The organism is Streptococcus sp. SR1 (assembly GCF_000526075.1).
GTDB classification, from domain to species: domain Bacteria; phylum Bacillota; class Bacilli; order Lactobacillales; family Streptococcaceae; genus Streptococcus; species Streptococcus halitosis.
This window is the reverse complement of record NZ_JATR01000014.1, coordinates 76,466-101,215: the sequence shown is the minus strand read 5'-3', so window position 1 is coordinate 101,215 and position 24,750 is coordinate 76,466. Positions and strand designations below refer to the sequence as shown.

The following is a 24,750-nucleotide window of genomic DNA, read 5'->3' as shown; positions in this document are numbered from 1 at the left end:
AAAGCGTTAACCTTTAAGAATTTGACTCATAAAAAGGAGCCTCATGAACAAGCCAGACATCGCAACCATAATCGACCTCCATTTTGAAGAATTAACCGAGCTCGAGCAAGAAATCGCTCGCTATTTTTTACAACCTGAAACGATCCAAGATGATCTTTCTTCTCAGCAAGTCACCCAGAAATTACACATCTCCCAAGCAGCATTGACCCGCTTTGCCAAAAAGTGTGGTTTTACAGGCTACCGAGAATTCGTCTTTCAATACCAGCATCAGGCTAGTAAACCGGACACTCATTCCCACAAACATAGTCCTTTTACCAAACGTGTTTTGCGAAGCTACAGTATCATGCGAGAACAAACGCAGGATTTGATTGACGAAGAACAACTGGAACGCGTCGCCCAGTTAATCGAAGATGCTGAGCGTGTCTACTTCTTTGGAACAGGTAGTTCCGGTCTTGTCGCTCGTGAAATGAAATTGCGTTTCATGCGTCTGGGTGTGGTCTGTGAAGCCTTAACCGATCAGGACGGCTTTGCATGGACGACCAGCATCATGGATGAAAATTGTCTAGTACTCGGTTTCTCACTTTCTGGTACAACTCCTTCTATTTTAGACAGTCTATTAGACGCAAAAGAGATGGGGGCCAAGACCATCCTCTTTACCAGCGCTCCAAACAAAAATAGTCAGGCCTATACAGAAACCGTTCTTGTTGCCAGCCACAGCCAGCCTTCCTACATTCAACGGATATCCGCTCAACTCCCCATGCTCTTCCTTATAGATTTGGTTTATGCCTACTTTTTGGAAATCAATCGTGAAAGCAAGGAGAAAATCTTTAATAGCTATTGGGAAAATAAAAAACTCAATGGCTATCGTAGACAAAAACGCGTTAGAAAATCCTAGTTTGGTTGAACCAAACTAGGATTGTTTTGTCTTGAAATGATAGTAGGCTCCCAACATCCCTGCTGTATTTTGGTGATGGGCAAATTCTAATCGTGTTTTTTCAGCTAGGCTTGGTACCAAGGCCGCCTTCAAGGCTGCGCGAATCTTCGGTTTGAGGATAGCTTCTTGCCCCATGATACCGCCACCGAGAATGACTACTTCTGGATTGGCAACGTAGCAAATATTTGCCAGACCTTTTCCTAGATAGTCTACCATGCGGTCAATCCCAGCCATACAGATCTTGTTTCCTTCGGTAGCTTCCTTGAAAATACGTCGGCCATTCCACTGGTCAACTGGATCACCGTGAGCTGCTGCTACATACTCCACCAAGGCTGTCGTAGAAGCCAAGTCTTGGAAAGCTCCATCCTGCATGTGCATGTAACCGACTTCGCAGGCCGAATTGCTAAATCCATGGAAGACTTTCCCATCCATAATCAAGCAACCACCGATACCTGTTCCAATGGTCAAGCAAAGAGTGACACTCGCTCCCTTGCCTGAACCAGATACTGCCTCAGCTAGACCTGCACAGTTGACATCATTTTCAATTTCACAAGGAATCGCAAAACTCGTCTCGATTTCCTTTTTGAACTGGGTTCCTGCATAGTTGGGAATCTGAGGACCAGCGTAGAAAATCTCACCCTTATCAGGATCCACCATCCCTGCCGAAGAAATGGCAACACCTGCAACTGGGCCTTTTTCTAAATAGCTGGCTACGATATCTTTTGTCTTTTGTAAAATATGAGGTCCACCCTTATATGCCTCAGTTGGCATTTCGTGCGATTCAACAAGTTGGCCTTCTTGATCAATCAAACCATATTTGATGTTGGTTCCGCCAATATCAATTGCAACGTAGTGTGTCATAAATACCTCCTTATGGATTAGAGGAAGCGCTCTTTGGTTTCACGAATCAATTGAGCAGCTGCTTCTACAACTGGACGATCTTCTTCGGTTACTGGTGTCAATGGTGAACGAACTGAACCAATGTTCAAACCTTCATTGATCTTCAAAACTTCTTTGATGACACAGTACATATTTCCATGTGCAGCAGTCAATTTACCAATGATTGCATTGATAGCGTATTGCAATTCACGAGCTGTTTCCAAGTCTTTCTCAGCAATTAACTCATTGAGTTTCAAGAAGAGTTCTGGCATAGCACCGTAAGTACCACCAATACCAGCTTTGGCACCCATGAGGCGTCCTCCTAGGAACTGTTCATCTGGACCATTAAATACGATGTGGTCTTCTCCCCCAAGGCTGACAAAGGTTTGGATATCTTGAACTGGCATAGAAGAGTTCTTAACACCGATAACACGAGGATTTTTCAACATCTCAGTGTAAAGACTTGGAGTCAAAGCAACACCTGCTAATTGAGGAATATTATAAATTACGTAGTCTGTATTTGGTGCTGCAGCACTGATATCGTTCCAGTATTTAGCAACTGAGTATTCTGGCAAACGGAAGTAAATCGGTGGAATGGTTGCAATGGCATCTACACCCAAGCTTTCTGCGTGGCGAGCAAGTTCCATACTATCTTTGGTATTGTTGCAGGCAACGTGAGCGATGATAGTCAATTTGCCCTTGGCAACTGCCATGACTTCTTCCAAAATCAATTTGCGATCTGCCACACTTTGGTAGATACATTCACCAGAAGAACCATTTACATAGAGACCTTGAACTCCCTTATCAATGAAGTATTGGACCAAGGCGCGCGTACGCTCTGGACTGACTTCTCCTTGATCATCATAACATGCGTAGAAGGCTGGAATGACACCTTCGTATTTTTTCAAATCTGACATAGATTTTCTCCTAAGATTTCTTTTTTCTGCTGAGAGCAGTTCTATTTTTACAAGTTTAGTATACACCTTGTGAAAATCGCTTTCAATATCTTGTATACACTTAGATTTTAGTTTCTACTTGTATTTTAGAAACTGTAACGATTGAAAGTAGTTTCAGAAACAAGCCATCCTACTGGTATTTGGCGAAGATTTTCTCCATCAATCCTGCTTGGAGAAAGACTAGCAAACCAAAACCAAAGAGGATAAAGGCTGACCCACCCAAAAGGAGAGTGAAGGCGGATAGATAAAGAACCATCACTATGAGAAAGAGAATGGCTAACATGAGGAAGAACCATGGAAAGTTAAAACTTGCCAAGATAAGCCCTTTTTGCAGCACTTCTTTCCAAGACAAATCATAGCGCGCAGCGATGGGATAACTAGCTAGCATCACCAGAGTGAGGAAGATGAGAATCCCCAAACAAATAGCTTTCACAACCTGGAAAGGCAAAGCTGTCTGGCCCCAGAAGAGATAGAGATCTAAAAAGCTTAATGAGACAATGCCCAACTCTAGCAAACCTAACTGAAGCCCCAGTTTCAGATTTTGCTTGAAAGCTCTTAGATAGGTTCTGAAAACTGGAACTCGTCTGCTTCTCTTAATCTCAAACATGGTCTCGTAAAGGCTGATTTTCGCCACTCCAATCGTCACAATGGGCAAACAAGAGACGACAAAAAGAAGATTGACTGTCACGATATCCAAGACCTTCTCACTGAAACGCATGAGAAAATTATCTGTATCAAATGCTGCCTTGATAAGGCTTACTCCTTTTTGTGCCATGTTTGCTCCTCCTGATTCTTTTAATCAATCAAAATTTTAAAGAGATACTTGCGAACTTTTTCTTCCATCCCTGCGTAGCCATTTGGCTGGTGTGGTTCTCCTGGGAAGAAAATTGCAAAATTGTGATAGCCCAACAAGAGTGGGTATTTTTCATGACAATGGACAAAGCCAATGTCGCTCGCTTCGTCGAATGCTACTGCTTCATCTTTGATACGTGAACCGTAGCTCGAATATTCATGTCCTTCTACCAGCAAATGCAAGTCTGCATAATTCTTATGGTGCTCAAATTGATCATTTTCAGCTTGATTGAGGACATTTTCCTGAACAACTAGAAAGACCTTGTCCCCGTCAATCTCATACTTACCGAGTTCGAAAGAATTCTTACGGTGCTGATAGAGATAGTCGATAGCCTTGTCTAGATTGGGATGAATCCCCTTGTAAAAGTAGATGTTTTTCAAATCGTCAAAAATCATACTGTTTCCTTCGTTTCTGATAGTTAACTAAAATCATAAATTAAGTTGATAAGTGTCTGACAAAACTTCACGAAGTAACTGCATACTCTCCATTTTGTAGACACTTATGAAACTATATTTCTCTTAGTCTATAACATATTCTTCTGAATTTTGATAGACAGTTTTTCCTATACTCAATGAAAATCGAAGAACAAACTCGGAAGCTAACCGCAGGCAATACTTAAGTATAGCATGGTAACGCAGACGTAGTTTGAATTCAATTTTCGCAGAATCTTATCCTTTAACAGCTCCCATAGTAATACCCTGAGTGAAGGATTTTTGGAAGACAAGGAAGACGGTTACGATTGGCACGGCCGCAAGAGCTGCACCCGCCATGATCAAACCATAGTTGGTCGCCATTTCGGCCTGCATGGTCGCAACCCCGAGTGAGATGGTCAAGTTTTGACGTGAAGTCAACATAACCAACTGCATGAAGTAGTCATTCCAAGTATTGATGAAGGTAAAGATCGCAAGAGCTGCAAATCCTGGTTTCACAATTGGAAAGGCTACGCTCCAGAAGGTACGAATCTCACCACAACCGTCGATTTTAGCTGATTCAAGCAATTCTGTAGGGATATTTTCACTGAATTGTTTCATAAGGAAGACCCCAAATGGCCATCCAATCAAAGGCAAAATCACTGCCCAAAGTGTATCGTGAATTCCCATGAAGTTGACGATACGTACCAATGGTACAAGGACAACTTGTTTTGGAAGAGCCATGGCAGCGATAAAGACTGCAAAGAGGATGCGTTGACCATAGAAACGTTTCTTAGCCAAGACATAACCTGCTAGAGAAGAGGTTGCACAGACTAGGAACATAGTTACTAGTGAGATAAATACAGAGTTCCACATCCACTGCATAGCAGGGTTTTGCACCATGAGTTGTTGGAAGTTCTCCATGGTTGGCATTTTAGGGAACCACTGTGGCGGAATCATAATGGTATCAGGCTGTGATTTGAAGGCCCCTGTCAAGATCCAGTAGAATGGAAAGATGAACAGTACAGTCAACAAGAGCAAGATAATCGTTGAAATAACAGTGAAAGCTGTTAAGGGTTTCTTTTGTGTAGGTTGCATAACTGTCTCCTTTCTTTAGTATTCTACGTCGTTTCCGAGGATCTTGAATTGAGCAAAGCTGACAATGGCAATCATCACTGCCAAGAAGACACCGATGGTATTTGCATAGCCGTATTCTGTCAATTGGAAGGCTTTTTCGTAAAGGTAGTACATCAAGGTACTTGTTGAGTAGTTTGGACCACCAGATGTCAAGAGCTGAATCAAGGCGAAACATTGGAATGAGTTGATAGTCGTAATGATTGCGATGTAAAGAGTTGTTGGAAGAAGGCTAGGCCATTTGATCTTCCAAAAGACTTGAAATTCAGTCGCACCATCAACACGCGCTGCTTCAACAAGTGAGTTGTCAATATTCCCCATGGCAGCGATATAAAGGATAATCGGTTGACCAACAGATGTTGTCAAAAGGATAATCATAATCGCTAGCAAAGCCCAGTTTTTGTCACCAAGCCAAGAAATATTTTGGCTGATGATGTGGCTTGACTTAAGGACAAAGTTTAGAATCCCTGATAGGGGGTCATAGATCCATTTCCATACAACCGTTACGGCAACACTACCTGTGACTACAGGAAGGAAGAAGACGAAACGATAGAAAGAACGGGCAATGGTATTTTGATGATAGGTTTGAGATGCTACAAAGAGCGAGAAGAGAACCACAATCGGAACAGATCCAATAACCAGGATAACGGTATTGATCAAAGACTTCATAAAGACAGGGTCTTTAAACATGCGAATGTAGTTGTCCAAGCCCACAAACTCAAATTTAGTCATGGAGTAGTTAAAGAAACTTGTAATGAATCCCATAATCATAGGAGCCAAGACAAAGATGACAAAGAAGAATAACACTGGTGCTAGGAAAGCGTAGGAAATCACTGTTTCCCGCATACGAATTTTATTGACTTTCACAGTCGGCACCTCTCTTTCAAATAGAATAGTTTTTGATTTTCTTGAACTGTTTTAAAACCAAAATGAAATTTTTTAAGATTCGCTTATGTAAGAACTTCATTTTAATTTCGTGACAGTTCCTACCATTTCAAACAAAAGTCCCCCTTTTCTTACACCATAGTGCACAGGGAAAAGGGGGGAATCAATCTGACTTAGTGCTTATTGTTTTGTAGCTTTTTTGATGGTTTCGTTAGCTTTTTCAGTGAAGGCTTTCAAAGCATCCGCTGGTTTTTCATCACCATTTGATACAGATTGCAACATTGGGAACCAAAGTGTTCTCATTTCAGCAAATCCATCGATTGTGTTGTAGTATGGTGAGTAGTATTTAGTCCAGCTACTGATTGTTTCCATACGTTTGTCATCATAAAGTTTGCCAAATGATGTACGAACTGGGAAGGCACCTGTACGAACTACGTCTTTAGGACCCCATTCTTTGTCATCTGCGATGAATTGAACGAATTTCTTAGCAGCTGCGATTTTCTTATCGTCTTTGTTGTTAAATACTGCAAATCCGTTTACAAGGTATTCAAGAGATGGTTTACCAGAGTCTGATGGGAATGGTACTTCTACCACGTCTACCTTACTTGCTTCCAAGAGCTTCGCTTGGATACCGTTTTGAGCTGGTGCCCAAAGGATTGTGTATGAAGTTTGACCGTTGGCAAAGTTTTGGATGTCTGCTCCACCGTCAAATTGTGAACCGTTGTTCAACAAACCGTCTTTAATCCAGCTAGCAGCTTTTTCAAGACCTTTGACGAATTTAGGATCGTCTGTTGTATATTTGGTTACGTCTTTGTCTGTTACAGAACCGCCATAAAGGTTTGCGATGAAGGCACGTGTTCCTTGGTCTCCCCCTTGACCAGAACTGAACAATGAACCTGGTGTATAGCCTTTATCTTTAAGCGCTTTCAAAACTTTTTCAAAGTCATCAGTTGTCCAACCTTCTTTTACAAGGTTTGCAACTCCAGCATCTTCCAACATTTTCTTGTTCATAGCCATGTAGAATGGAGCTGAACTGATTGGATACATGTAAGCTTTGTCTCCAGCCTTACTTGCTTGTACGATGTTTTCGTTGTTGACATCTTTGATGAATTCGTCTGTGAAGAGGTCGTTCAACTCAGCCAATTTACCATTTTTACCGTATTGGATGATACGCCCTGGTGCGTCAAAGAGTACGTCTGGCGCTGTCCCTGCTTCGATGGCTGTTGTGATCTTTTCAGGACCTGACTTGAAGTCGATGGTTTCCAATTTCACTTTTACATCTGGATTTGCTTTTTCAAAAGCTTCGATGATTGATTTTTCATAAGTTCCAACACCGTCACCCGTTTTTTCTTGTGTGAAGACTGGGAATGCCCACCAAGTGATTTCTGTTTTTCCGCTATCGCTACCAGAATTTCCAGCATCTTTACTTCCACCAGAGTTACCACAAGCAGCAAGGCCAAGAATCGCAGCACCCGCAAGTACTGTACAAGCTAGTTTTCTAAATTTCATTTGTATTCTCCTAATTGTTAAGCGTATCCATATTGGATAATGAGCAAGTTTATATTTGTATACGTTTTCATTTTATCCGACGCATCGACCACTCTCCTCTGTTTTGAGATTGTGTTATTTAAGACCGGCAACAAAGCGTTCCGTAATCTCTTTTGGTCTAGTAATCGCTCCACCAACAACGATACCTCGCACTCCATATTCAAGGATTTGCTTGGCTTGTTCTGGTGTGTGAATCTTCCCTTCAGCGATGACATCCACACTTGCTTCACACAGTTTTTTGATCAGTTCAAAGTCTGGACCATCTACTTTCGGACTATAAGAGGTATAACCTGATAGGGTTGTTCCAACAAAATCAACACCTGCTTCAACCGCTGCAATTCCTTCTTCAAAAGTACTGGTATCAGCCATCAAGAGTTGATGCGGATATTTTTCTTTGACTTGTCGGATAAAGTCTTGGATTTCCAAACCATCGTAACGTTCACGTTTGGTACAATCCAGAGCAATGACCTCAATATCTAGTTCAGCCAGTTCATCCACTTCTCTCATCGTAGCTGTAATGAAAGGCTCCTGTGGCGGATAGTCACGTTTGATAATCCCGATAATCGGGAGTTTCGTAACCTCCTTGATCTCCTTGATATCGCGAACACTGTTTGCTCGGATACCGACTGCTCCACCTTGCTCAGCCGCTTTGACTAGCAAGGGAATGACTCCTCCCGCTTCTGTATAAAGCGGTTCGTGAGGAAGTGCCTGGCAAGAGACAATGATTCCATCTTTGATTTGTTCAATCAAGGCTTCTTTGCTGATCTGTGGCATCCTCTTTCCTCCCTTTCTTGTTCTTATGGGCTTATTATATATTATTTGTTAAGCGCTTTCAATAGCTTGTGATAGAATAGATTTCAGTTTCAAAAGTATTTTATAGAACAGCCGTTCCTGAAAGTAGTTTCAGGCCTCTTATGATTTCGAATCAACCTGAATGTCATCAAAAAAGATAGCAGGCTTGAAAACCTGCTATCTCTTCTGAAACTTACTCAAAAAGCTCTTGCTTATTATTCTTTTCTCTTCTTTCCAAATGCAAAAAGTGATAAGAGGACGCCCGCAAGGCCAAGGGAAATTAGTGAGCTGGTTTCCTTGCTTCCCGTATTTGGAAGTTCATCTTGTTTAGCTGCTGGCGCTTGATAGGTCACATCTTGGCCTAGAGACAGTTTGTTGTCTGCAGCTGCCAATACTATATTGGTGTCTCCCTTGTACTCTGGCACTTCATGGACTGCTGCCTCAGCGCCATTGACTCCACCCTTATACTCTGGCAGGTCATTTGAAGCTGCCAAGACAAAGTTAGCACCTCCGCTATATTCTGGAACCTCGTTTGAGGCTGCTTGAACTGCATTCACTCCTCCTTTAAACTCAGGAATCTCATGGACTGCTGCCTCAACTGCATTGACACCACCTGTGAATTCTGGTTTTGCTACCGTTGGAGCCGGTTCTTCACCTACCGTTGCCAATGGACCGGTGTACTCTGGTACCTCTGCCACAGCCGCTCCTTCTGCATTTACACCACCAGTGAATTCCGGTTTTTCTACTGTTGGAGCTGGTTCTTCACCTGCTGTTGCCAATGGTCCCGTGTACTCTGGTACCTCTGCCACAGCCGCTTCTTCTGCATTAACACCACCTGTAAACTCTGGAACTTCATGGATAGCAGCTTCACTGCCATTAATACCATCGCTTAGTTTAGAGCCAGCTAAAGAAACTGGTAAATTATGCATACTTTCAATTGCACCCTCAGCTAGACCTGTAATCCTTTGCCCCATATCCTCTGGATCCACTGTAAATAGGAGTGTTTTTGTATCGTACTGGGTCATAAAGGTTGCTGTCTTGCCATTTGCCAATTGAAGGGTCGGAGCCTTGTTTACCAATACTTCCGAATCGAACTCCATAGCAATGATACCTGGCCATTTTTGGATAGCATATTTCACTTTTGCTTCTTTAGGAGAAATTCTTTCCTTGGTCAAGAAATCCCAGTTGAACTTCTTGAAGGAAAGTGTGTATGGAACACCTCCAGGATCATGGTGTTCATATAAAAGTCCAAATTCATCTGGTCCGATTTGTTGAAGTGAGTTATAAGCATACTCACCTTCTTGAATCAAATGGTGGTGCAACCAAGTTAGCTGGCCATCTTCTTCTACACGAGCCACTCGAATATAACCATTTTTACGACCTGGACCATTTGCATTTGCTAATAGAATATACTCTTTGCCATTTTGAACCGTGTGAGTCGCAGCCATTTGAACATAAACGTCTGGCACATCGTAGCGTTCAACGTTATTGTCCCAAGTTAGACCACCATCATGACTGGTTGCAACCTGTAGATCTTCTGTCAACCCACGCATAAAGAGTTTGAGGTCCCCATTGTTTAACTGAACAACTGAAGCTTCTGTATTTTGAGCATAATAATTACTCATGGTACTTGAATCGACTACTGTACCATCATAAAGTGTACGATTGTCGTTGACACCACCACCCATATGCCAAGTCTTACCATGGTCGTCTGAGTAGATGATTCGAGATGATTGAGAGCCATTGAGGTGGTTAGCCCGGTTGGTCGTATAGACAGGAACGACGATTCGACCTTTATGTGGTCCAGTACGAAGGGTAATCCCCACTCCAGGACCTACTCCTAGGAATTTCATCCAATCGGCTTTGACCATCGGAGTAATATCTTGAGGCGCTGACCAGGTCTTCCCGTCGTCATCGCTGTAAGACATCCATAGGTAGCTATCCTTCGCAATTCTAAATGGAGAAGTTTTGTTTGTTGTGAAGTAGATATTGCCCAGTAGCTGGTCACCCTTGTATAGATCACCCTTGTCGCTATAGGCCGGTTTAACAGGTTCTACAACAACACGGTAGTCTGTTGCTTTACCATCTGGAGTGTAAACTGTACCATTTTCTCGAATAGTATAAGCTTCCTGTTCACCTTCTCGATAGAGGAGTTGATAGGTTTTACCATTGATTTCTTTGTAGGCTTCTTCTTTTTGCGAAGACATTCCAAAGATTCCTTTTCCTTCTGGGAACATGTCATAAATGGCAAAAATGCGTTTGGTTTCAGGATCTTGAGTCAGGGTCATATCGATATTCACTGGTGAACCGATTGATGGATCAGAAGCCTTTGGATTGTCACGTAGGTTGGTAATAGTTACTCGATCTCCCCAAGTTTTACCATTATCTTCACTGCGTCTGATGACCATGCCGATATCACCCCAGTCACTCGAATGGAGACGGCGTTCATCTGCACCAGCGATTAAAGTTCCTTTATCTGTCTTGAGCAGAGCTGGAATACGATAACTCTTGATTCCATCTTTATTTGGTTGGTTATGCATTCCGCCTTCAAAGACGTCTTCTTTCTCAGAGATTTTCGCACCTTCTGGAAGTTTCTTCTCCAAATCGCCTCTTTCAAATAGTTGACTCCGTGTTTGAACTTCATCTGGGCTTAAAGCACGATCATAGACAGTTAGGTTTCGAACTTGTAGATTTGATGCCCAAACTGTTTTATTGCCCCGTTTGGTTGCTCCAAGTTGAGCTTGATTAACATCTGGCATATTTTTGATGAAGTTACCAGATTTGAGACTAGTTCGAGATAAGACACCGTTCACATAGAGACGAACTCGACCATGAGGTAACTCTGCTGTCGGTTGTTCGACAGTAAAGGTCACAGAATTCCATTGTCCAGGGCGAACTTTCAAAGGAGCATCTGTATACTTATCATAGAACTGCTCTCCGTTAGCGCCACGCCCTTCAATAAGAGCTGTATTATCAAGGACCGACATAGTAAAGTACTCATTTTCCTTGGTGTCACTGGATACCGAGAAGAGATTGTAAAAGCGTGGAGCTGATGCATCTGGTTTGAACTCCATGTGAACTGTAGCATTTTTTAGTTGCTTTAGTTTATTTAGTTCACTTGATAAATCAACTCTCTGACCATTTGCTGCATTGGTTTCAACATCTTCTTTTTCAAGGACAGGATTAGCATTTTTTAAATCTCTTGAGTAATAGTCACGAGGAATAGCCCCCTGATCCTCTGATTCCTCTTCCTTATTTGCTTCTTCTGCAGGGGTTTCGGTAGAGGATGGGGTTTCTGATTCTGCACTCTCATTTTTTTTCAAATGGTCTTGGTCCACCTCAACGCCGTTGTCTTGAGCTGCTGCCAATTTACCAGCCAAATCCTTATCCAAGTGAGCAAGATCTCCCGAGGACACTTCTTTTGGCAATTCTGATAAACCTTGACCATGTTCGACAGTTTCTGTATTGGCTCCTGCTGCATTGGCTTGCTCTTGAGCTAAGACTGGATTTGCTCCAAATACTACTGTACCAATCACTACCGATGCCGCCCCGACTGCAAATTTTCGAATTCCGTATCGCTGTTTCCGATCTAAAGATTTGTAATTCATGTTTGTCCTTTCATTTTTCATAAAATAAAGCGCTTTCTTTTTTCTTTAAAAATTTTTATTGTCTCTTCAAGAGACAAGTTTTACAAGAAAGTATCCAACTTAATGAGAGCTCCCAATCCTCTCCCATTTCTGCTGAGCCATTCTTTAAGCGTCCAGCAGCCTTTTCCTCCTTTCACAAGTGACTTTTCCTTTATTATACAATAAAGTCTTATATTTATATCTATGTTCTCACAGAATAGATTTTACTTTTAAGAATATTTTAATATTTTAAATTATCTAAAAGTACTTTCAGGTTTTGGACATAAAAAAGAGAGCTCCTGGGCTCTCTCATTCATTATCTTACGTACTTAAAAGGAATCTCGCTGCCACAGAGCCAGTTATAAACTTGGTCATTGACAAAAACATTCATGGCTTCGTGAGCATACTCTGGCATGATGCGATAGGCTTTGTCACAGGTCAGACGGTTGTATATCGCAAACTGGGTAATAGGATAGCAAACATCGTCATCCAAGCCCGTAATCATCTTGACCTCACCTTGAATGCGATGGGCAAGATTTTTCACATCGATATAGGCAAGGGTCGCCATGATTTCCTCCTCTGTTTCATGGAAGGGATCGTGAAACTTGAAATATCGGAAAAGTTCATCATAGGCTTCGCTGGTATTGCCAATCTCAAGCACTCGTCTAAAATCAGACAAGAAAGGATAGATGGCAACTGTTTTCTGAATCCGAGGATTGAGCGCTGCTGCAACTAGGGCTAAAGCCCCACCTTGTGAGGCACCATAGCTGAAAAGCCGATTCTCATCTACCTGAGGCAGACTAGCAACAATTTCAACCAACTGGTAAATATCCAGATAGACATCCTTATAAAAGAGATGATCCCGACCTTCCACAGCACCACGGATGATGTGCCCCTTAACCGTATTTCCTAGTGGAGAGCGCAAGCCGTCTTGAGAATAGCCCGACTGACCACGAACGTCCATGGAAACAACACCGTAACCAGCCACAGTATAGGCCAGCATGTCAGCCCAGTCCCAGCCACGCCCCATATAACCATGAAAATGGAAGATTAGGGGAACTTTACCCTCACTCTTTGGAAGAACGACGCGTGCGTAGACCTTACCTTCATTGGTTCCTTCAAAAGTGAGCTCATAGCACTTGACTTGGGAAATATGGAAATCTCTTTCCTCCAACTGGTAGGCTGGAAGAGATGAAACTTTTTTGACCTCTTCATCCCAGAAAGCATCAAAATCTTCTGGAACCTCATCCCGTCCTAGATAGGTCTTGATTTCTTCTAACAAAGCTGGATTTTTCATAGCATGCTCCTTTAGTTTTGTAATCGCTATCATAACTCTAGCATATCTAGGAAAGCAATGCAAGAAAGAATGGTAAACAGAAAGTGATTTTAAATTCTCCTCCCTGAAACTGATCGTCTGAAAGTAGTTTTAAAATCTTAAACTTCTAATCTTCCGTTTTACATATGATCCTTCACAGCAACTGCTACCATTTTGGCTTTGGCACGGACTTTAGTAGCCACTGTCATCTCCATAGCAATAATTGCTTTTCTTTCCCCTAATTCCTCCAGAGTAGAAGTGACCACAATTTCATCTTCAATTGGACTAGGACTAAGGTAATCAATCTCCAAGTGAGCAGTAATAAAACGTCCTATCACAGTTGATTTCGTCAGTTCCAACCCTTTTTGATGATGGGCAAACCAAGCTGCTGAGGCCGTGCCATGGCAATCAAAAATAGTCGCTATCATTCCTCCAAAGACATTTGATGGAACTCCACCAGTATAAGCATTTTCAAGCTTTATCCGACTAATACAACTCTTTCCATCTATACTTGGATAGGTTTTTAAATGTAAGCCTAAATCATTCTTGGGACCACATCCCCAACAATGCTGAAATCGTTCTCCATACCTATCTTGGATAGCAATCGTTCTTGTTTCTAACATTCTTTTCACTCCTCTTTACTCATATGGGGCAATTATATCAAGCTTCAGTCAAAGAGTAAATAGGCTTGGAGACTAATATCTTTTTATCACTCGACTAAGTTTGATTTATAGTCGACTATTTTATAAAAATAAAAAGAGCGTTTCCGCTCTTTGGTTATCAATAGGTGCTAACTCCTTTCTCTAGTTTGACGGTTTGGAATTTCTTTTGGTAGGTTACTTTAATAGTCATGTGAGAATCCTCGTTTCTTTTTGATGACTCTAGTATAAGAACCAAATCTAAAAGCTAGCTTATAGATTTCTTAGAAAAGGCTTAATCCAGATGTTCTCTCTTTTCTAAGTGGAGAGCAATCATGCGCCACTCCGGATCCTCTTGCCAACCTTCTATCGAACTAATGTAGCTGGCAACCTTTCTGGCTTCTTCTAAAATCGGAAAATCTTCGATAATATCCGCTACTTGAAACTCTGGTAACCCAGACTGTCTGGTTCCAAAAATCTCACCAGAACCACGCATTTTCAAATCTTCCTCTGCAAGGACAAATCCATTAGTCGTTTCTGTCATGATGCGCATACGATCTTTCCCAGAATCCGTCTTGGGATTAGCCACAAGAACAGCATAGGACTGCTTGTCCCCCCGACCAACACGACCTCTGAGCTGGTGAAGCTGGCTGAGGCCGAAGCGATCGGCATCCATGATAATCATGACGGTCGCATTGGGAACATTAACCCCAACCTCGATAACCGTCGTCGAAACCAGAATATCCGTTTTTCTCTCTTTGAACTCCTGCATAATCTGGTCTTTTTCGTCACTCTTCATCTTGCCATGTAGGAGGGCTACTTCTGCCTTACCAGTAAAATGAGCCGTCAACTCTTCTGATAAGGCAATGGCATTTTTCAGATCCAGAGCTTCAGATTCCTCAATCAAGGGAGAGATGACGTAGGCTTGCGAACCTTTTTGGATTTCCCCCTCTAACCAAGTCAAGACCTGAGGCAACTGCTCATGCTTAATCCAGCGAGTCACAATAGGCTTCCGACCTGCTGGCATCTGGTCAATAATAGAAACATCCATATCGCCAAATGCTGTGATAGCCAGCGTCCGTGGAATGGGCGTCGCTGTCATCATGAGAACGTCAGGATTGTCCCCTTTTTCCCGTAAAATACGCCTTTGGCCCACACCAAAACGGTGCTGCTCATCGATGATAATCAAACCAAGACGAGCATAATCAACCCCATCCTGTATCAGAGCGTGGGTTCCGATAATAAAGTCAGCCTCACCCTTGGCAATGGTCTCTAAAACTTCTCTTTTTTCTGCAGCTTTTAAGGAACCTGTCAAGAGAGCGAGTTTCAAGTCTGGAAAAAGGTTCTGTAAACTCTCAAAGTGTTGCTCTGCTAGGATTTCTGTTGGCACCATGAGGGCTGCCTGGTAGCCAGCCGTCACCGCCGCAAACATGGCCAAACCAGCAACCACCGTTTTTCCGCTCCCCACATCTCCTTGCAGGAGACGATTCATGTGGTGGTCGGACTCCATGTCGGTCAAAATTTCCTGCAAACTCTTTTCTTGAGCTTGGGTCAGGTCAAAAGGCAGACTTTCTTTAACAGCCGATACTTTTTCCTGGGACCAATTCAGAACCAGACCACTTCCCTGAACTCTATTTTCAGACTTGAGTGACTGCAACTGCATCTGAAAATAAAAGAGTTCTTCAAACTTGATCCGGCGAAGGGCCTGCTTGTATTCTGCTAAATCCTTAGGAAAATGCATAGCGCGAACAGCCTGGCAACGGGACATGAGTTTGTATTTATCCAGCAAAGACTGGGGAAGATTTTCTTCAATCAAGAGGTCTAACCCCTGATCAAAGGCCGTTTTGATGACCTTGACCAGACTGGCCTGACTGATTCCTTGAGCCAGACGATAAACAGGTTGGAGGTCATCTTCCACCTGAGCTAGGACCTTCATCCCAGTCAAACTGGCCTTGGCACGGTCCCACTTCCCAAAGACAGCAAGAGTTGCTCCCAATTCTATCTTATCAGCCAGATAGGGTTGGTTAAAAAAATTCACCGCAAAAACGACTTCTCCCTGCTTGAGGCTAAAACGCAGGCGATTGCGCTTGAAACCATAATACTGTACACTAGCAGGTGTCACGACTTGACCAGACAGAACCGCCTTTTCGCCATCTTCCAGATCTAGGACCTGCTTGGTTTTGAAATCTTCATAACGGAAAGGAAAGTAGAGCAAGAGGTCTTGCAAGTTTTCAATTCCTAGTTTGGCGTATTTCTCTGCTGACTTTGGTCCCACGCCAGGCAAGACATGCAAGGGTTGATGTAGATTCATGCTCCACTCCTTTCTTTTTTAATAATATTCTCGAGGAATGCGATCGCTGAGGAGGCAAACCACCTCATAGTTAATAGTTCCACGATAGGTCGCTACCTGAGTAGCTGTGATTTCCTTGTCCCCGTTAGTGCCGATCAGTGTTACTTTTGTTCCGAGCGGATAAATCTTAGGCAAGCGAATGGTGATTTGGTCCATAGAAACCCGTCCGACGATTGGGCAAGCTTGTCCATCTACCAAGACAGTGAAATTTTGCATATCTCGTGTCCAACCATCCGCATAACCGATTGGCACGGTCGCGATGACTTGCTCGCTATCCGCCTGATAGGTGGCTCCATAGCCCATGCAAGCTCCAGCTGGCACTGTCTTGACATGGACCAGAGCAGACTCCAAACTCAAGGCTGGTGTCAAGTCATAAGGCAAGTCTAAGACATCTCCACTTGGATTGAGACCATACATGGAATCTCCCATACGGACCGCATTGAAAATAGTTTCAGCATGCCAGAGGGTCGTTGCTGAGTTGCTGGCATGAACCAGCTCTGGAACTTCCTTCATACTTGCCAAAATAGCTTTAAATCGTTCTAACTGGGCATTAAAATAAGTATCTGATTCCTCATCTGCAGTAGCAAAGTGGGTAAAAATCCCCTCAACACGCGCACCATGTTGTTTGAGCAAGTCTTGAGCCTGCTCAGCCTCACTGGCCTCTCTAAAACCAATCCGTCCCATTCCTGAGTCAATCTTGAGGTGAACTGTTAAGCCTGCTAGGTCATTCTCCCTAGATAAGAGAGCTTGAATCCACTCCAACCCTGCCACTGTCAAGGTGATGTCGTATTCTTTAGCTAGGGAAACAGCTTCTAGCTCAGAAACTCCTAAGATGAGGATTTTCTTGTTTATACCTGCTTGACGCAACTCGATAGCTTCATCGATATTGGAAACGCAAAATCCATCAACAACATCCTGGATCGCCGTTGCAACAGCTACCGCCCCATGTCCATAAGCATTAGCCTTGACTACTGCAAATTTGAGCGTACCATTAGGGATATGACTTCCCATTTGTTGTATATTTTGTCGAATAGCTCCCAAACGAATCAGAGCCTTGGTTGGTCTATGTAGACTAGCTTTCATGATTTTCCTCCAAAATGACACTGGCTGTCACAAACTGATCTGTATGGCTGATCGACAGCCAAATCTTTCCTGAAAATGGTGCCTGACTAAAATAAGGCGCCCCTCTTTCATTGTTCAAGACTTCCAAATCCTGAAAGGTCAGTTTGCCAATTCCTGTCCCCATAGCCTTGGAAAAGGCCTCCTTAGCCGACCAGCGGCCTGCCAAGTATTCAATCTGTCTGCGCCCTTTAAGACTGGCAAAACACTCCATTTCTTTAGGTGTCAGCACGCGCTTAGCAAAGCCCTCACGTCGTGTAACTGCGTTTTCTATCGAAGCTAATTCTTCGATATCAATTCCGTGTCCAACTATCATACTCACAAAAGGAGTTGAGATTCCCCCAACTCCATCCTTTTCACTTATTTTGTTAAGGTAGTATAAATTTCGTCTACCAAGGCTACTGTATTTTTCCAACCTAGACAAGGGTCAGTTATGGAGCAGCCAAAGACCTCTGGTTGATTTTGGCGGCCATCTGCTAGGTATGATTCGATCATAAAGCCTCGAACCGTCTTTTTAATCTTTTCATTCCAATCACGATTCAGCAAGGCTTGACGAACAATGCGAATTTGTTCCATATACTGCTTGCCTGAATTGTCATGATTGGTATCGATGATAATGAAGGGATTTTCAAGTCCCATGGTCTCATAGCGATTGATGGCATTTAAGAGGGTTTCATAATAGAAATTGGGTTCATTTTTACCATATTCGTTCATGGCGCCACGAAGGATAACGTGGGCCAAGGGATTTCCTGAAGTTTCCACTTCTTGGCCATGGTAAAGGAAGGTTTGCTTGTTTTGAGCCGCATAGATGGCATTAAACATGACCCCGAGGTTCCCAGATGTTGGATTTTTCATCCCAACTGGAGCATCAATCCCAGAGGCTACAAAGCGGTGTTCTTGGTCTTCCACGGAACGAGCCCCAACAGCATGGTAGCTGACCAGGTCATCAACCAAAACGAGATTTGACGGATAGAGCATCTCATCAGCTGTTGTCAATCCAGTCTCCGTAATCACACGGTAGTGCAGTTGACGAACGGCTTGCAAGCCATTAATCAAGCTTGGAGCTTTCGAAGTATCGGGCTGATGAACCAAACCCTTATAGCCATCTCCATTGGTACGAGGTTTAGCTGTATAAACACGCATCACGATAAAGATTTTATCCGCAACTTTTTTCTGCAAGTCTGCTAAGCGGCGAGCATATTCGAGTACTGCTTCTTCATTGTCCGAAGAGCAAGGCCCCATCACCAAAAGGATTCGGTCGTCCTCACCCGAAATGATGGCTGCCAACTCTCTATCACGGGCTTCTTTTTTTCGCAAGGCTTCAGGTGACAACTGGGTCTCAGCCTTGATTGCTTCAATATCAATTTCTTGACCTTTTTCGATAAATGCCATCTTACTCTCCTAGCGTTTGGTAAATTTCGCGAACAAGTGCTTCTGTGTTGTCCCAGCCTAGACACGGATCTGTAATGGACTTACCAAAAACTTCAGGTTCATTTTGACGTCCATCTTCTAGATAGGACTCAATCATAAAACCACGAACGTATTTCTTGATTTTCTCATTCCAGTCACGGTTAATCAAGGTCTGACGAACGATACGGATTTGATCCATGTACTGCTTGCCTGAATTGTCATGATTGGTATCAATGATGATAAAGGGATTTTCTAAGCCCATCTTTTCATACTGGGCAATGGTATCCATCAAATTGTCATAGTAGTAGTTAGGAATATTTTTCCCGTATTCATTCAAGGCACCGCGAAGAATTGCGTGGGACAATGGATTCCCCGTTGTTTCCACCTCTTTACCGAGGAAGAGGAAACTCTGTTTATTTTGCGCTGCATAAATCCCGTTAAACATAACATTGAGATTTCCAGATGTGGGATTTTTGAATCCTGTTGAGAAATCTGCTCCGCTCGCTACAAAACGGTGCTGTTGATCCTCTACAGAACGAGCTCCAACAGCCATATAAGAAATCAAATCATCCACCAGCGGAAGATTTTCAGGATAAAGCATCTCATCCGCTGTTGTCATGCCAGTCTCAGAAATAACGCGGTAATGTAAATGACGAACAGCCTTGATTCCATTGATCAAGCTAGGTGCTTCTTTAGCATTTGGTTGATGAATCAAGCCCTTATAGCCGTCTCCATTGGTACGAGGTTTAGCCGTATAGACACGCATGACCATAAAAATACGATCTTTGACCTCTTCTTGCAAAGTAGATAGACGTTTGGCATACTCGAGAACCGCTTCTTCATTATCAGATGAACATGGTCCAATCACCAAGAGAATACGCTGATCTTCCCCACGGATGATGGTTTCCAATTCCTGATCACGTTGGTTTTTTCTCGCAAGAGCCGCCCCCTCTAATTTAGACAAGGCGCGAACTTCTTCGATGTTAATTTTAGGACTTTTAGCTGTAAATACCATGATTCATCTCCTTATAAAGCAAACGGACACCAAGCAAAAAATGATTTTTACCAGGTATCCGCCTGTATCTTATCTCATATTATTGTCTCTTACCATGACAGTTCTTGAATTTCTTACCAGAGCCACATGGGCACTGATCATTTCGTCCAATTTGGCTCAAGTCCACATCTTTTGGAAGCTGAGTCTGCTGCGCTGCGATATTACGAGTCGCAGTTGTACTGATATTGTGTTCAGTTTGAGGACGTTCCTGTTCGTGGATTTGTGCTTTCATCATCAAGCGGGTCACATCAAATTCAATTGATCCAATCATGTCATTAAACATGCGGAAACCTTCTGCTTGATATTCTACAACAGGGTTGTTTTGGGCATATCCACGAAGACCAACAGCATTTCGTAACTGGTCAAGGGCGTCGATATGGTCTGTCCACTTGTTGTCTACAACACGTAGGATCAAGACCTTCTGGAACTCTTTCACTGCTTCTTCATCACGAAGTTTGGCAACTTGGCTATCATAAACTTTCAAGGCACGTTGGAAAAGTTCATCTTTGATGGCCTGATCTGACAGACCTGCAAGATCTGAACGGCTGATTGAATCTTCTGGAAGCAAGTTATATTTAGCAAAGTTCAAGATTGCTTCCAGTTTTTCATCTTCCTTAGAACGTGCATGTGCATCCACGATACGTCCAATTGTACGACGGATCATAGCATGGATTTCTGGTGCCAAGTCACGATCTGCAGTAATGACATCATAACGTTGTGCATAGATGATCTCACGTTGTTCACGCATAACATCATCGTATTGAAGGACTTGCTTACGAGTGTCGTAGTTGTTTCCTTCGACACGTTTTTGAGCTGCTTCCACTTGACGCGTTAACATGCGAGATTCGATGGCTTCATCAGACATGTTAAGACGTTCAAAGACACCTTTCAAACGTTCTGAACCGAAACGTTTCATCAAATCATCTTCAAGAGACAAGTAGAATTGTGACTCACCTGGGTCCCCTTGACGCCCTGAACGTCCACGAAGCTGATTATCAATACGGCGACTTTCGTGACGTTCTGTACCAATGACGCAAAGTCCACCAAGTTCACGAACCCCTTCACCAAGCTTAATATCGGTACCACGACCGGCCATGTTGGTTGCGATAGTAACTGCGCCACGCTGACCAGCGTTCATGATGATTTGCGCTTCTCTGTAGTGGTTCTTCGCATTCAAGACTTCGTGAGGAACACCTGCCTCTACCAGTTTCTTAGAAAGAAAGTCACTCGTTTCAACTGCAACTGTACCTACCAAGACCGGCTGACCTTTTTGGTGACGAGCTTTTACATCTTCAACTACAGCCTTAAATTTCGCATCAAGACTGGCATAGAGAAGGTCTGAGTGGTCGATACGTTGGATTGGACGGTTGGTTGGGATTGGGATAACACGAATGTTGTAAATTTCGCGGAATTCTTCTTCTTCTGTTTTACCAGTACCTGTCATACCTGCCAATTTCTTATACATACGGAAGAGGTTTTGGTAGGTGATAGAAGCTGAAGTCTTAGTCTCATCTTGGATTGGCACACCTTCTTTGGCTTCAATCGCTTGGTGCAAGCCGTCAGAGTAACGACGACCTTCCATGGTACGACCTGTAAATTGGTCGACGATCAAGATTTCTTGTTCTTCACTAACCACATAGTCGATATCAAGAATCATGATATAGTTGGCACGGAGGGCATTATCGATAAAGTGGGTAAGAGCTACGTTTTCGACATCATAGAGATTTTCCAGTTTGAAATAGCTCTCAGCCTTGTCAATCCCAGAATCAGACAAACCAATCGTCTTAGACTGAATGTCAATAATATAGTCATCCTTATCCAAAGACTTCACAAAATGATCCGCCATATGGTAGAGTTGGCTAGTCTCAACTGCATTGGCACCTGAAACGATCAAAGGAGTACGGGCTTCATCGATCAAGATCGAGTCAACCTCATCGACCAAGGCATAGTTAAGCGGACGCTGTACCATGTTTTCTGCACGAACGACCATATTGTCACGAAGGTAGTCGAAACCAATCTCTGAGTTGGTTGAGTAGGTAATATCACAGAGATACGCTTCTTTTTTCTCCATTGGAGATTTGGCTGCTAAATTAATCCCTACTGACAGACCGAGCCATGAGTACAATTCACCCATCTCAGTCGCGTCACGTTCTGTCAGGTATTCGTTGACAGTAACTACGTGAACCCCTTTACCTGCAAGGGCATTGAGGTACACCGGCATGGTCGCCGTCAAGGTTTTCCCTTCACCAGTACGCATCTCTGGAACGTCACCATGGTGAAGAACAATCCCACCCATGACCTGAACTTTATAAGGGAAAAGCCCAAGGACACGTTTTGCTGCTTCACGGACTACCGCAAAAGCCTCATATAACAGCGAATCAAGTGATTCCCCCTTATTGTAGCGTTCTTTAAATTCGTCAGTTTTTGCTTTTAGTTCTTCGTCCGACATTGCGGCCATTTGGCTCTCATAGTTAAGAACCTTATCAGCCATCTTTTCTAGACGACGAAGTTCTCCTTTATCATTTTCGATAATTGTTTTTAAAATATTAGCCATGATTTTCCTTACTTTAGATTCTGAATATTTTAGAATGTTCTTTTCATTTTAGCATATTTACTATTATTTTTCAAGAAAGAATCCTTGTTTTACAAGGGGAAAAAAGGGCTAGAAGCTAGTCTAGTCCATCATTATTTTATGTTTAATTTCCTAAAAACACTGGCAATATACCAAAAGACCAAAAGAGATTAATCCAGAAGGCCAAGCAAAAGATGATACCAAAGATGAGAAGACTGATTTTTTTAATCAGCACCGAGTATAGGATAGATAAAACACCAAAGACCACGAAGAGTTTTTTCATAACGAAATAATATACTGAAACTCCTCCTATTTGCCAATCCCAAGGAAGAAAGAACATGAGAAACCAGAGAAAGCAAATCGTAAGAATATATCTCTTGTAGTGCGCTTCAAGAAAGGCTTTTGTTTTCTCCATAGCAGACCTCCATTTCAGTCACTGTCTCTTCCCATTTATTATACCAAAAAAACCTGGAAAAGGCTTTCCAGGTTTGAGTTTGAAATCACTAGTCATACTAGAGAAATCCCTTTATTCATAGTCGATTCACTTTATTGACTTGATGAAGAGGTTCCAAAATCAACCTTAGGAACTGTCTTGGCTTCTTCTGTTTCCTTGAAGGTTTCAGCTTCTTTAAAGTTCATCATATTTGCAAAGAGCACCGTTGGAAAACTTCTCAACTTTTGATTGTACTCGGCTGCGACCTTGTTATAATCCTTACGTGCTACAAAGATACGATTTTCACTTCCTGAAAGTTCCACCATCAGTTGCTCAACATTTTGATTGCTCTTGAGTTCTGGATAATTCTCCGTCAAAGAAATCAAACGGGAAAGAGCAGAGCTCAGCTCTCCCTGAGCCTTTTGGTTTTCTTCCGATGTTACTGAGCTACTGCCGATTTTAGCTCTAGCATCCGCAATCTTGGTAAAGACTTCGGTTTCATGATTCATTTGTCCTTTAACGGACTCCACCAAGTTACCAATTAGGTCCGAACGACGTTGGAGGGCTGTAGAGACATCGGCCTGTGCCTGCTCCACTTTAGTCTGTTCACCAACCAGACCATTATAGGTCGTCACTGGGGAACAACTTCCCAGAACTAGTAGTCCAAAGAAAATCGCCACTATATAGAGAATTACTTTATTTTGTTTCATATCAAAACCTTAACACTTTCTTTTATCAACTTTTCTGAGAAAATACTCAGATTTTAAATCAATTTTCCAAACTTTGTTTTTATTTTTAATTAAGGAGTGAACTGTTGCAAAGGAGTCACCTTACTGCATGGAGAAATTGGTTTGAGCAATATATGATCACTCACCAGTCATCAGACGAACCACCGCCATCAAAGCCACCGCCGTCCCAGCCTCCAGATGAGTCGGAGCCTGAGTCAGACCAAGAGGATCCTGAATCTGATGAGTCACCGCCCCACCAGCCACCGCCAGAATCATCGCCATGTGAACCTCCACCACGACCTCCAGATATAAATCCGATAATCATCACGATGAAGTAAATGAGAACTCCAAATACGATAACTCCGTCGCTCGAACTGCTTTTTCGATGACGTCTCGAAGAACTCCTCTCACCAGCATACCTTTCAAGTTCCCTTAAGCGACTAGAGTTGGTGGTATAGTCGTAACTACTTTTAGAACTTGAAGCAGGCGTACTCGATCCACTATAAAACATGTAGTTGAGATTGTTTGCTATAGAAAGAACTCCATTACTGTAGTCTCCCTTTTGAAAGTAAGGTCGTGCTGTTTTCAAAAATCTATTGGTCTGATAGTCAGTGATCTTACCGGCCACATTATTACTGGTTTCAATCCGTGATTTTCTATCTTGGACTGCTACCACAATCAAGACACCGTGATTGTCTCCCGAGTAGCCAATTTTCCAAGCCCTAGCTGTTTCATTGGCTACAGTCTCGATTGTTTCTCCATCTAGGCTTTTCACAACGTAAACACCCATCTGGAATTTTTCTGATTTTTTACTATTTACATTATTCAATTCCCGAATCTGACTTATAGTCTCATCCGTTAAATAATGATCCGGGTCATAGATCCCGTACTCAGGTTTTTCAGGTGCTGTGAATGCTGACAAGAAGAGAAAGACCATCAGCAACCCAAGCAAGCGAACCAACAAACTATGTTTAAATAATCTGCTTTTTTTCATAATAACCTCCCTGATAAAGGAAAATTGATTTAAGGAATTATAGCATTTTGATTTTTACAAAAAAAGTGCATTTTCATTACAAATAGATTAGAAAAGCTAGGAAAATGATTGAAATTTGAT

Annotated in this window: 21 protein-coding genes; 1 reads left to right on the top strand and 20 read right to left on the bottom strand. The window is 42.6% G+C overall.

What is annotated here, in order from left to right; all coding sequences use genetic code 11:
- Positions 1-43 precede the first annotated feature (43 nt).
- The gene (locus HMPREF1518_RS04320; protein ID WP_033584410.1) at positions 44-895 is read left to right on the top strand and encodes a MurR/RpiR family transcriptional regulator; all 852 of its coding nucleotides are present in this window, start codon (positions 44-46) and stop codon (positions 893-895) included.
- Between the two features lie 15 nt (positions 896-910).
- Here the strand turns inward: HMPREF1518_RS04320 and HMPREF1518_RS04315 are convergent, their stop codons facing one another.
- The 20 genes from HMPREF1518_RS04315 to HMPREF1518_RS04220 all read right to left on the bottom strand — a co-directional run bounded on the left by HMPREF1518_RS04315 (position 911) and on the right by HMPREF1518_RS04220 (position 24,630).
- Complete coding sequence (locus HMPREF1518_RS04315) at positions 911-1,795, bottom strand: ROK family protein (protein WP_033584408.1); 885 nt, start codon at positions 1,793-1,795, stop codon at positions 911-913.
- Positions 1,796-1,812: 17 nt separating this feature from the next.
- Entirely contained in the window at positions 1,813-2,730 is a 918-nt protein-coding gene (locus HMPREF1518_RS04310; protein WP_033584406.1) for a dihydrodipicolinate synthase family protein, read from the bottom strand.
- Between the two features lie 169 nt (positions 2,731-2,899).
- A complete protein-coding gene (locus tag HMPREF1518_RS04305; protein ID WP_033584404.1) occupies positions 2,900-3,544 on the bottom strand; it encodes a YesL family protein in 645 nt (214 codons plus the stop codon).
- Positions 3,545-3,564: 20 nt separating this feature from the next.
- Positions 3,565-4,017, bottom strand: coding sequence for a YhcH/YjgK/YiaL family protein (locus HMPREF1518_RS04300; RefSeq protein ID WP_033584402.1), 453 nt, complete (start codon positions 4,015-4,017; stop codon positions 3,565-3,567).
- A gap of 273 nt (positions 4,018-4,290) precedes the next feature.
- Entirely contained in the window at positions 4,291-5,130 is an 840-nt protein-coding gene (locus tag HMPREF1518_RS04295) for a carbohydrate ABC transporter permease (RefSeq protein WP_001183243.1), read from the bottom strand.
- 15 nt (positions 5,131-5,145) lie between these two features.
- Complete coding sequence (locus tag HMPREF1518_RS04290) at positions 5,146-6,012, bottom strand: carbohydrate ABC transporter permease (protein WP_197018559.1); 867 nt, start codon at positions 6,010-6,012, stop codon at positions 5,146-5,148.
- 219 nt (positions 6,013-6,231) lie between these two features.
- Entirely contained in the window at positions 6,232-7,560 is a 1,329-nt protein-coding gene (locus HMPREF1518_RS04285) for an ABC transporter substrate-binding protein (protein ID WP_033584399.1), read from the bottom strand.
- Positions 7,561-7,674: 114 nt separating this feature from the next.
- Entirely contained in the window at positions 7,675-8,373 is a 699-nt protein-coding gene (locus tag HMPREF1518_RS04280; protein ID WP_033584397.1) for an N-acetylmannosamine-6-phosphate 2-epimerase, read from the bottom strand.
- 233 nt (positions 8,374-8,606) lie between these two features.
- Positions 8,607-11,999 carry an SIALI-17 repeat-containing surface protein gene (locus tag HMPREF1518_RS04275; RefSeq protein WP_033584571.1) on the bottom strand — a complete coding sequence of 1,131 codons (3,393 nt, stop codon included), beginning with the start codon at positions 11,997-11,999 and terminating at the stop codon, positions 8,607-8,609.
- Between the two features lie 334 nt (positions 12,000-12,333).
- The gene (locus HMPREF1518_RS04270) at positions 12,334-13,314 is read right to left on the bottom strand and encodes an acetylxylan esterase (protein WP_033584395.1); all 981 of its coding nucleotides are present in this window, start codon (positions 13,312-13,314) and stop codon (positions 12,334-12,336) included.
- Between the two features lie 158 nt (positions 13,315-13,472).
- Positions 13,473-13,955, bottom strand: a complete 483-nt coding sequence (locus HMPREF1518_RS04265) for a hotdog domain-containing protein (RefSeq protein WP_000894825.1) — start codon at positions 13,953-13,955, stop codon at positions 13,473-13,475.
- A 310-nt stretch (positions 13,956-14,265) separates the two neighbouring features.
- Complete coding sequence (recG, locus tag HMPREF1518_RS04260) at positions 14,266-16,281, bottom strand: ATP-dependent DNA helicase RecG (RefSeq protein WP_033584393.1); 2,016 nt, start codon at positions 16,279-16,281, stop codon at positions 14,266-14,268.
- Positions 16,282-16,299: 18 nt separating this feature from the next.
- Positions 16,300-17,403, bottom strand: a complete 1,104-nt coding sequence (alr, locus tag HMPREF1518_RS04255; protein ID WP_033584391.1) for an alanine racemase — start codon at positions 17,401-17,403, stop codon at positions 16,300-16,302.
- Positions 17,393-17,755, bottom strand: a complete 363-nt coding sequence (acpS, locus tag HMPREF1518_RS04250; protein ID WP_033584389.1) for a holo-ACP synthase — start codon at positions 17,753-17,755, stop codon at positions 17,393-17,395. The genes alr and acpS overlap by 11 nt, the downstream gene beginning before the upstream one ends.
- A 44-nt stretch (positions 17,756-17,799) precedes the next feature.
- Entirely contained in the window at positions 17,800-18,831 is a 1,032-nt protein-coding gene (locus HMPREF1518_RS04245; protein WP_033584386.1) for a 3-deoxy-7-phosphoheptulonate synthase, read from the bottom strand.
- A 1-nt stretch (position 18,832) separates the two neighbouring features.
- A complete protein-coding gene (locus HMPREF1518_RS04240) occupies positions 18,833-19,864 on the bottom strand; it encodes a 3-deoxy-7-phosphoheptulonate synthase (protein WP_033584384.1) in 1,032 nt (343 codons plus the stop codon).
- Between the two features lie 79 nt (positions 19,865-19,943).
- Positions 19,944-22,457, bottom strand: a complete 2,514-nt coding sequence (secA, locus tag HMPREF1518_RS04235) for a preprotein translocase subunit SecA (RefSeq protein ID WP_001274110.1) — start codon at positions 22,455-22,457, stop codon at positions 19,944-19,946.
- 142 nt (positions 22,458-22,599) lie between these two features.
- Positions 22,600-22,890, bottom strand: a complete 291-nt coding sequence (locus HMPREF1518_RS04230) for a hypothetical protein (RefSeq protein WP_033584378.1) — start codon at positions 22,888-22,890, stop codon at positions 22,600-22,602.
- Between the two features lie 131 nt (positions 22,891-23,021).
- A complete protein-coding gene (locus tag HMPREF1518_RS04225) occupies positions 23,022-23,618 on the bottom strand; it encodes a LemA family protein (protein WP_033584376.1) in 597 nt (198 codons plus the stop codon).
- 160 nt (positions 23,619-23,778) lie between these two features.
- On the bottom strand, positions 23,779-24,630 hold the full coding sequence (locus tag HMPREF1518_RS04220; protein ID WP_033584375.1) for a TPM domain-containing protein: 852 nt from the start codon (positions 24,628-24,630) through the stop codon (positions 23,779-23,781).
- Positions 24,631-24,750 lie beyond the last annotated feature (120 nt).

Excerpts from the sequence above, each read along its gene's own strand:
- HMPREF1518_RS04320 (WP_033584410.1), top strand. The coding sequence starts at position 44 with ATGAACAAGCCAGACATCGCAACCATAATCGACCTCCATTTTGAAGAA.
- HMPREF1518_RS04305 (WP_033584404.1), bottom strand. The coding sequence starts at position 3,544 with ATGGCACAAAAAGGAGTAAGCCTTATCAAGGCAGCATTTGATACAGAT.
- HMPREF1518_RS04220 (WP_033584375.1), bottom strand. The coding sequence starts at position 24,630 with ATGAAAAAAAGCAGATTATTTAAACATAGTTTGTTGGTTCGCTTGCTT.
- alr (WP_033584391.1), bottom strand. The coding sequence starts at position 17,403 with ATGAAAGCTAGTCTACATAGACCAACCAAGGCTCTGATTCGTTTGGGA.
- HMPREF1518_RS04270 (WP_033584395.1), bottom strand. The coding sequence starts at position 13,314 with ATGAAAAATCCAGCTTTGTTAGAAGAAATCAAGACCTATCTAGGACGG.
- recG (WP_033584393.1), bottom strand. The coding sequence starts at position 16,281 with ATGAATCTACATCAACCCTTGCATGTCTTGCCTGGCGTGGGACCAAAG.
- HMPREF1518_RS04275 (WP_033584571.1), bottom strand. The coding sequence starts at position 11,999 with ATGAATTACAAATCTTTAGATCGGAAACAGCGATACGGAATTCGAAAA.
- HMPREF1518_RS04225 (WP_033584376.1), bottom strand. The coding sequence starts at position 23,618 with ATGAAACAAAATAAAGTAATTCTCTATATAGTGGCGATTTTCTTTGGA.
- HMPREF1518_RS04290 (WP_197018559.1), bottom strand. The coding sequence starts at position 6,012 with ATGCGGGAAACAGTGATTTCCTACGCTTTCCTAGCACCAGTGTTATTC.
- HMPREF1518_RS04295 (WP_001183243.1), bottom strand. The coding sequence starts at position 5,130 with ATGCAACCTACACAAAAGAAACCCTTAACAGCTTTCACTGTTATTTCA.
- HMPREF1518_RS04240 (WP_033584384.1), bottom strand. The coding sequence starts at position 19,864 with ATGGTATTTACAGCTAAAAGTCCTAAAATTAACATCGAAGAAGTTCGC.
- HMPREF1518_RS04280 (WP_033584397.1), bottom strand. The coding sequence starts at position 8,373 with ATGCCACAGATCAGCAAAGAAGCCTTGATTGAACAAATCAAAGATGGA.
- HMPREF1518_RS04310 (WP_033584406.1), bottom strand. The coding sequence starts at position 2,730 with ATGTCAGATTTGAAAAAATACGAAGGTGTCATTCCAGCCTTCTACGCA.
- HMPREF1518_RS04230 (WP_033584378.1), bottom strand. The coding sequence starts at position 22,890 with ATGGAGAAAACAAAAGCCTTTCTTGAAGCGCACTACAAGAGATATATT.
- secA (WP_001274110.1), bottom strand. The coding sequence starts at position 22,457 with ATGGCTAATATTTTAAAAACAATTATCGAAAATGATAAAGGAGAACTT.
- HMPREF1518_RS04265 (WP_000894825.1), bottom strand. The coding sequence starts at position 13,955 with ATGTTAGAAACAAGAACGATTGCTATCCAAGATAGGTATGGAGAACGA.
- acpS (WP_033584389.1), bottom strand. The coding sequence starts at position 17,755 with ATGATAGTTGGACACGGAATTGATATCGAAGAATTAGCTTCGATAGAA.
- HMPREF1518_RS04245 (WP_033584386.1), bottom strand. The coding sequence starts at position 18,831 with ATGGCATTTATCGAAAAAGGTCAAGAAATTGATATTGAAGCAATCAAG.
- HMPREF1518_RS04300 (WP_033584402.1), bottom strand. The coding sequence starts at position 4,017 with ATGATTTTTGACGATTTGAAAAACATCTACTTTTACAAGGGGATTCAT.
- HMPREF1518_RS04285 (WP_033584399.1), bottom strand. The coding sequence starts at position 7,560 with ATGAAATTTAGAAAACTAGCTTGTACAGTACTTGCGGGTGCTGCGATT.
- HMPREF1518_RS04315 (WP_033584408.1), bottom strand. The coding sequence starts at position 1,795 with ATGACACACTACGTTGCAATTGATATTGGCGGAACCAACATCAAATAT.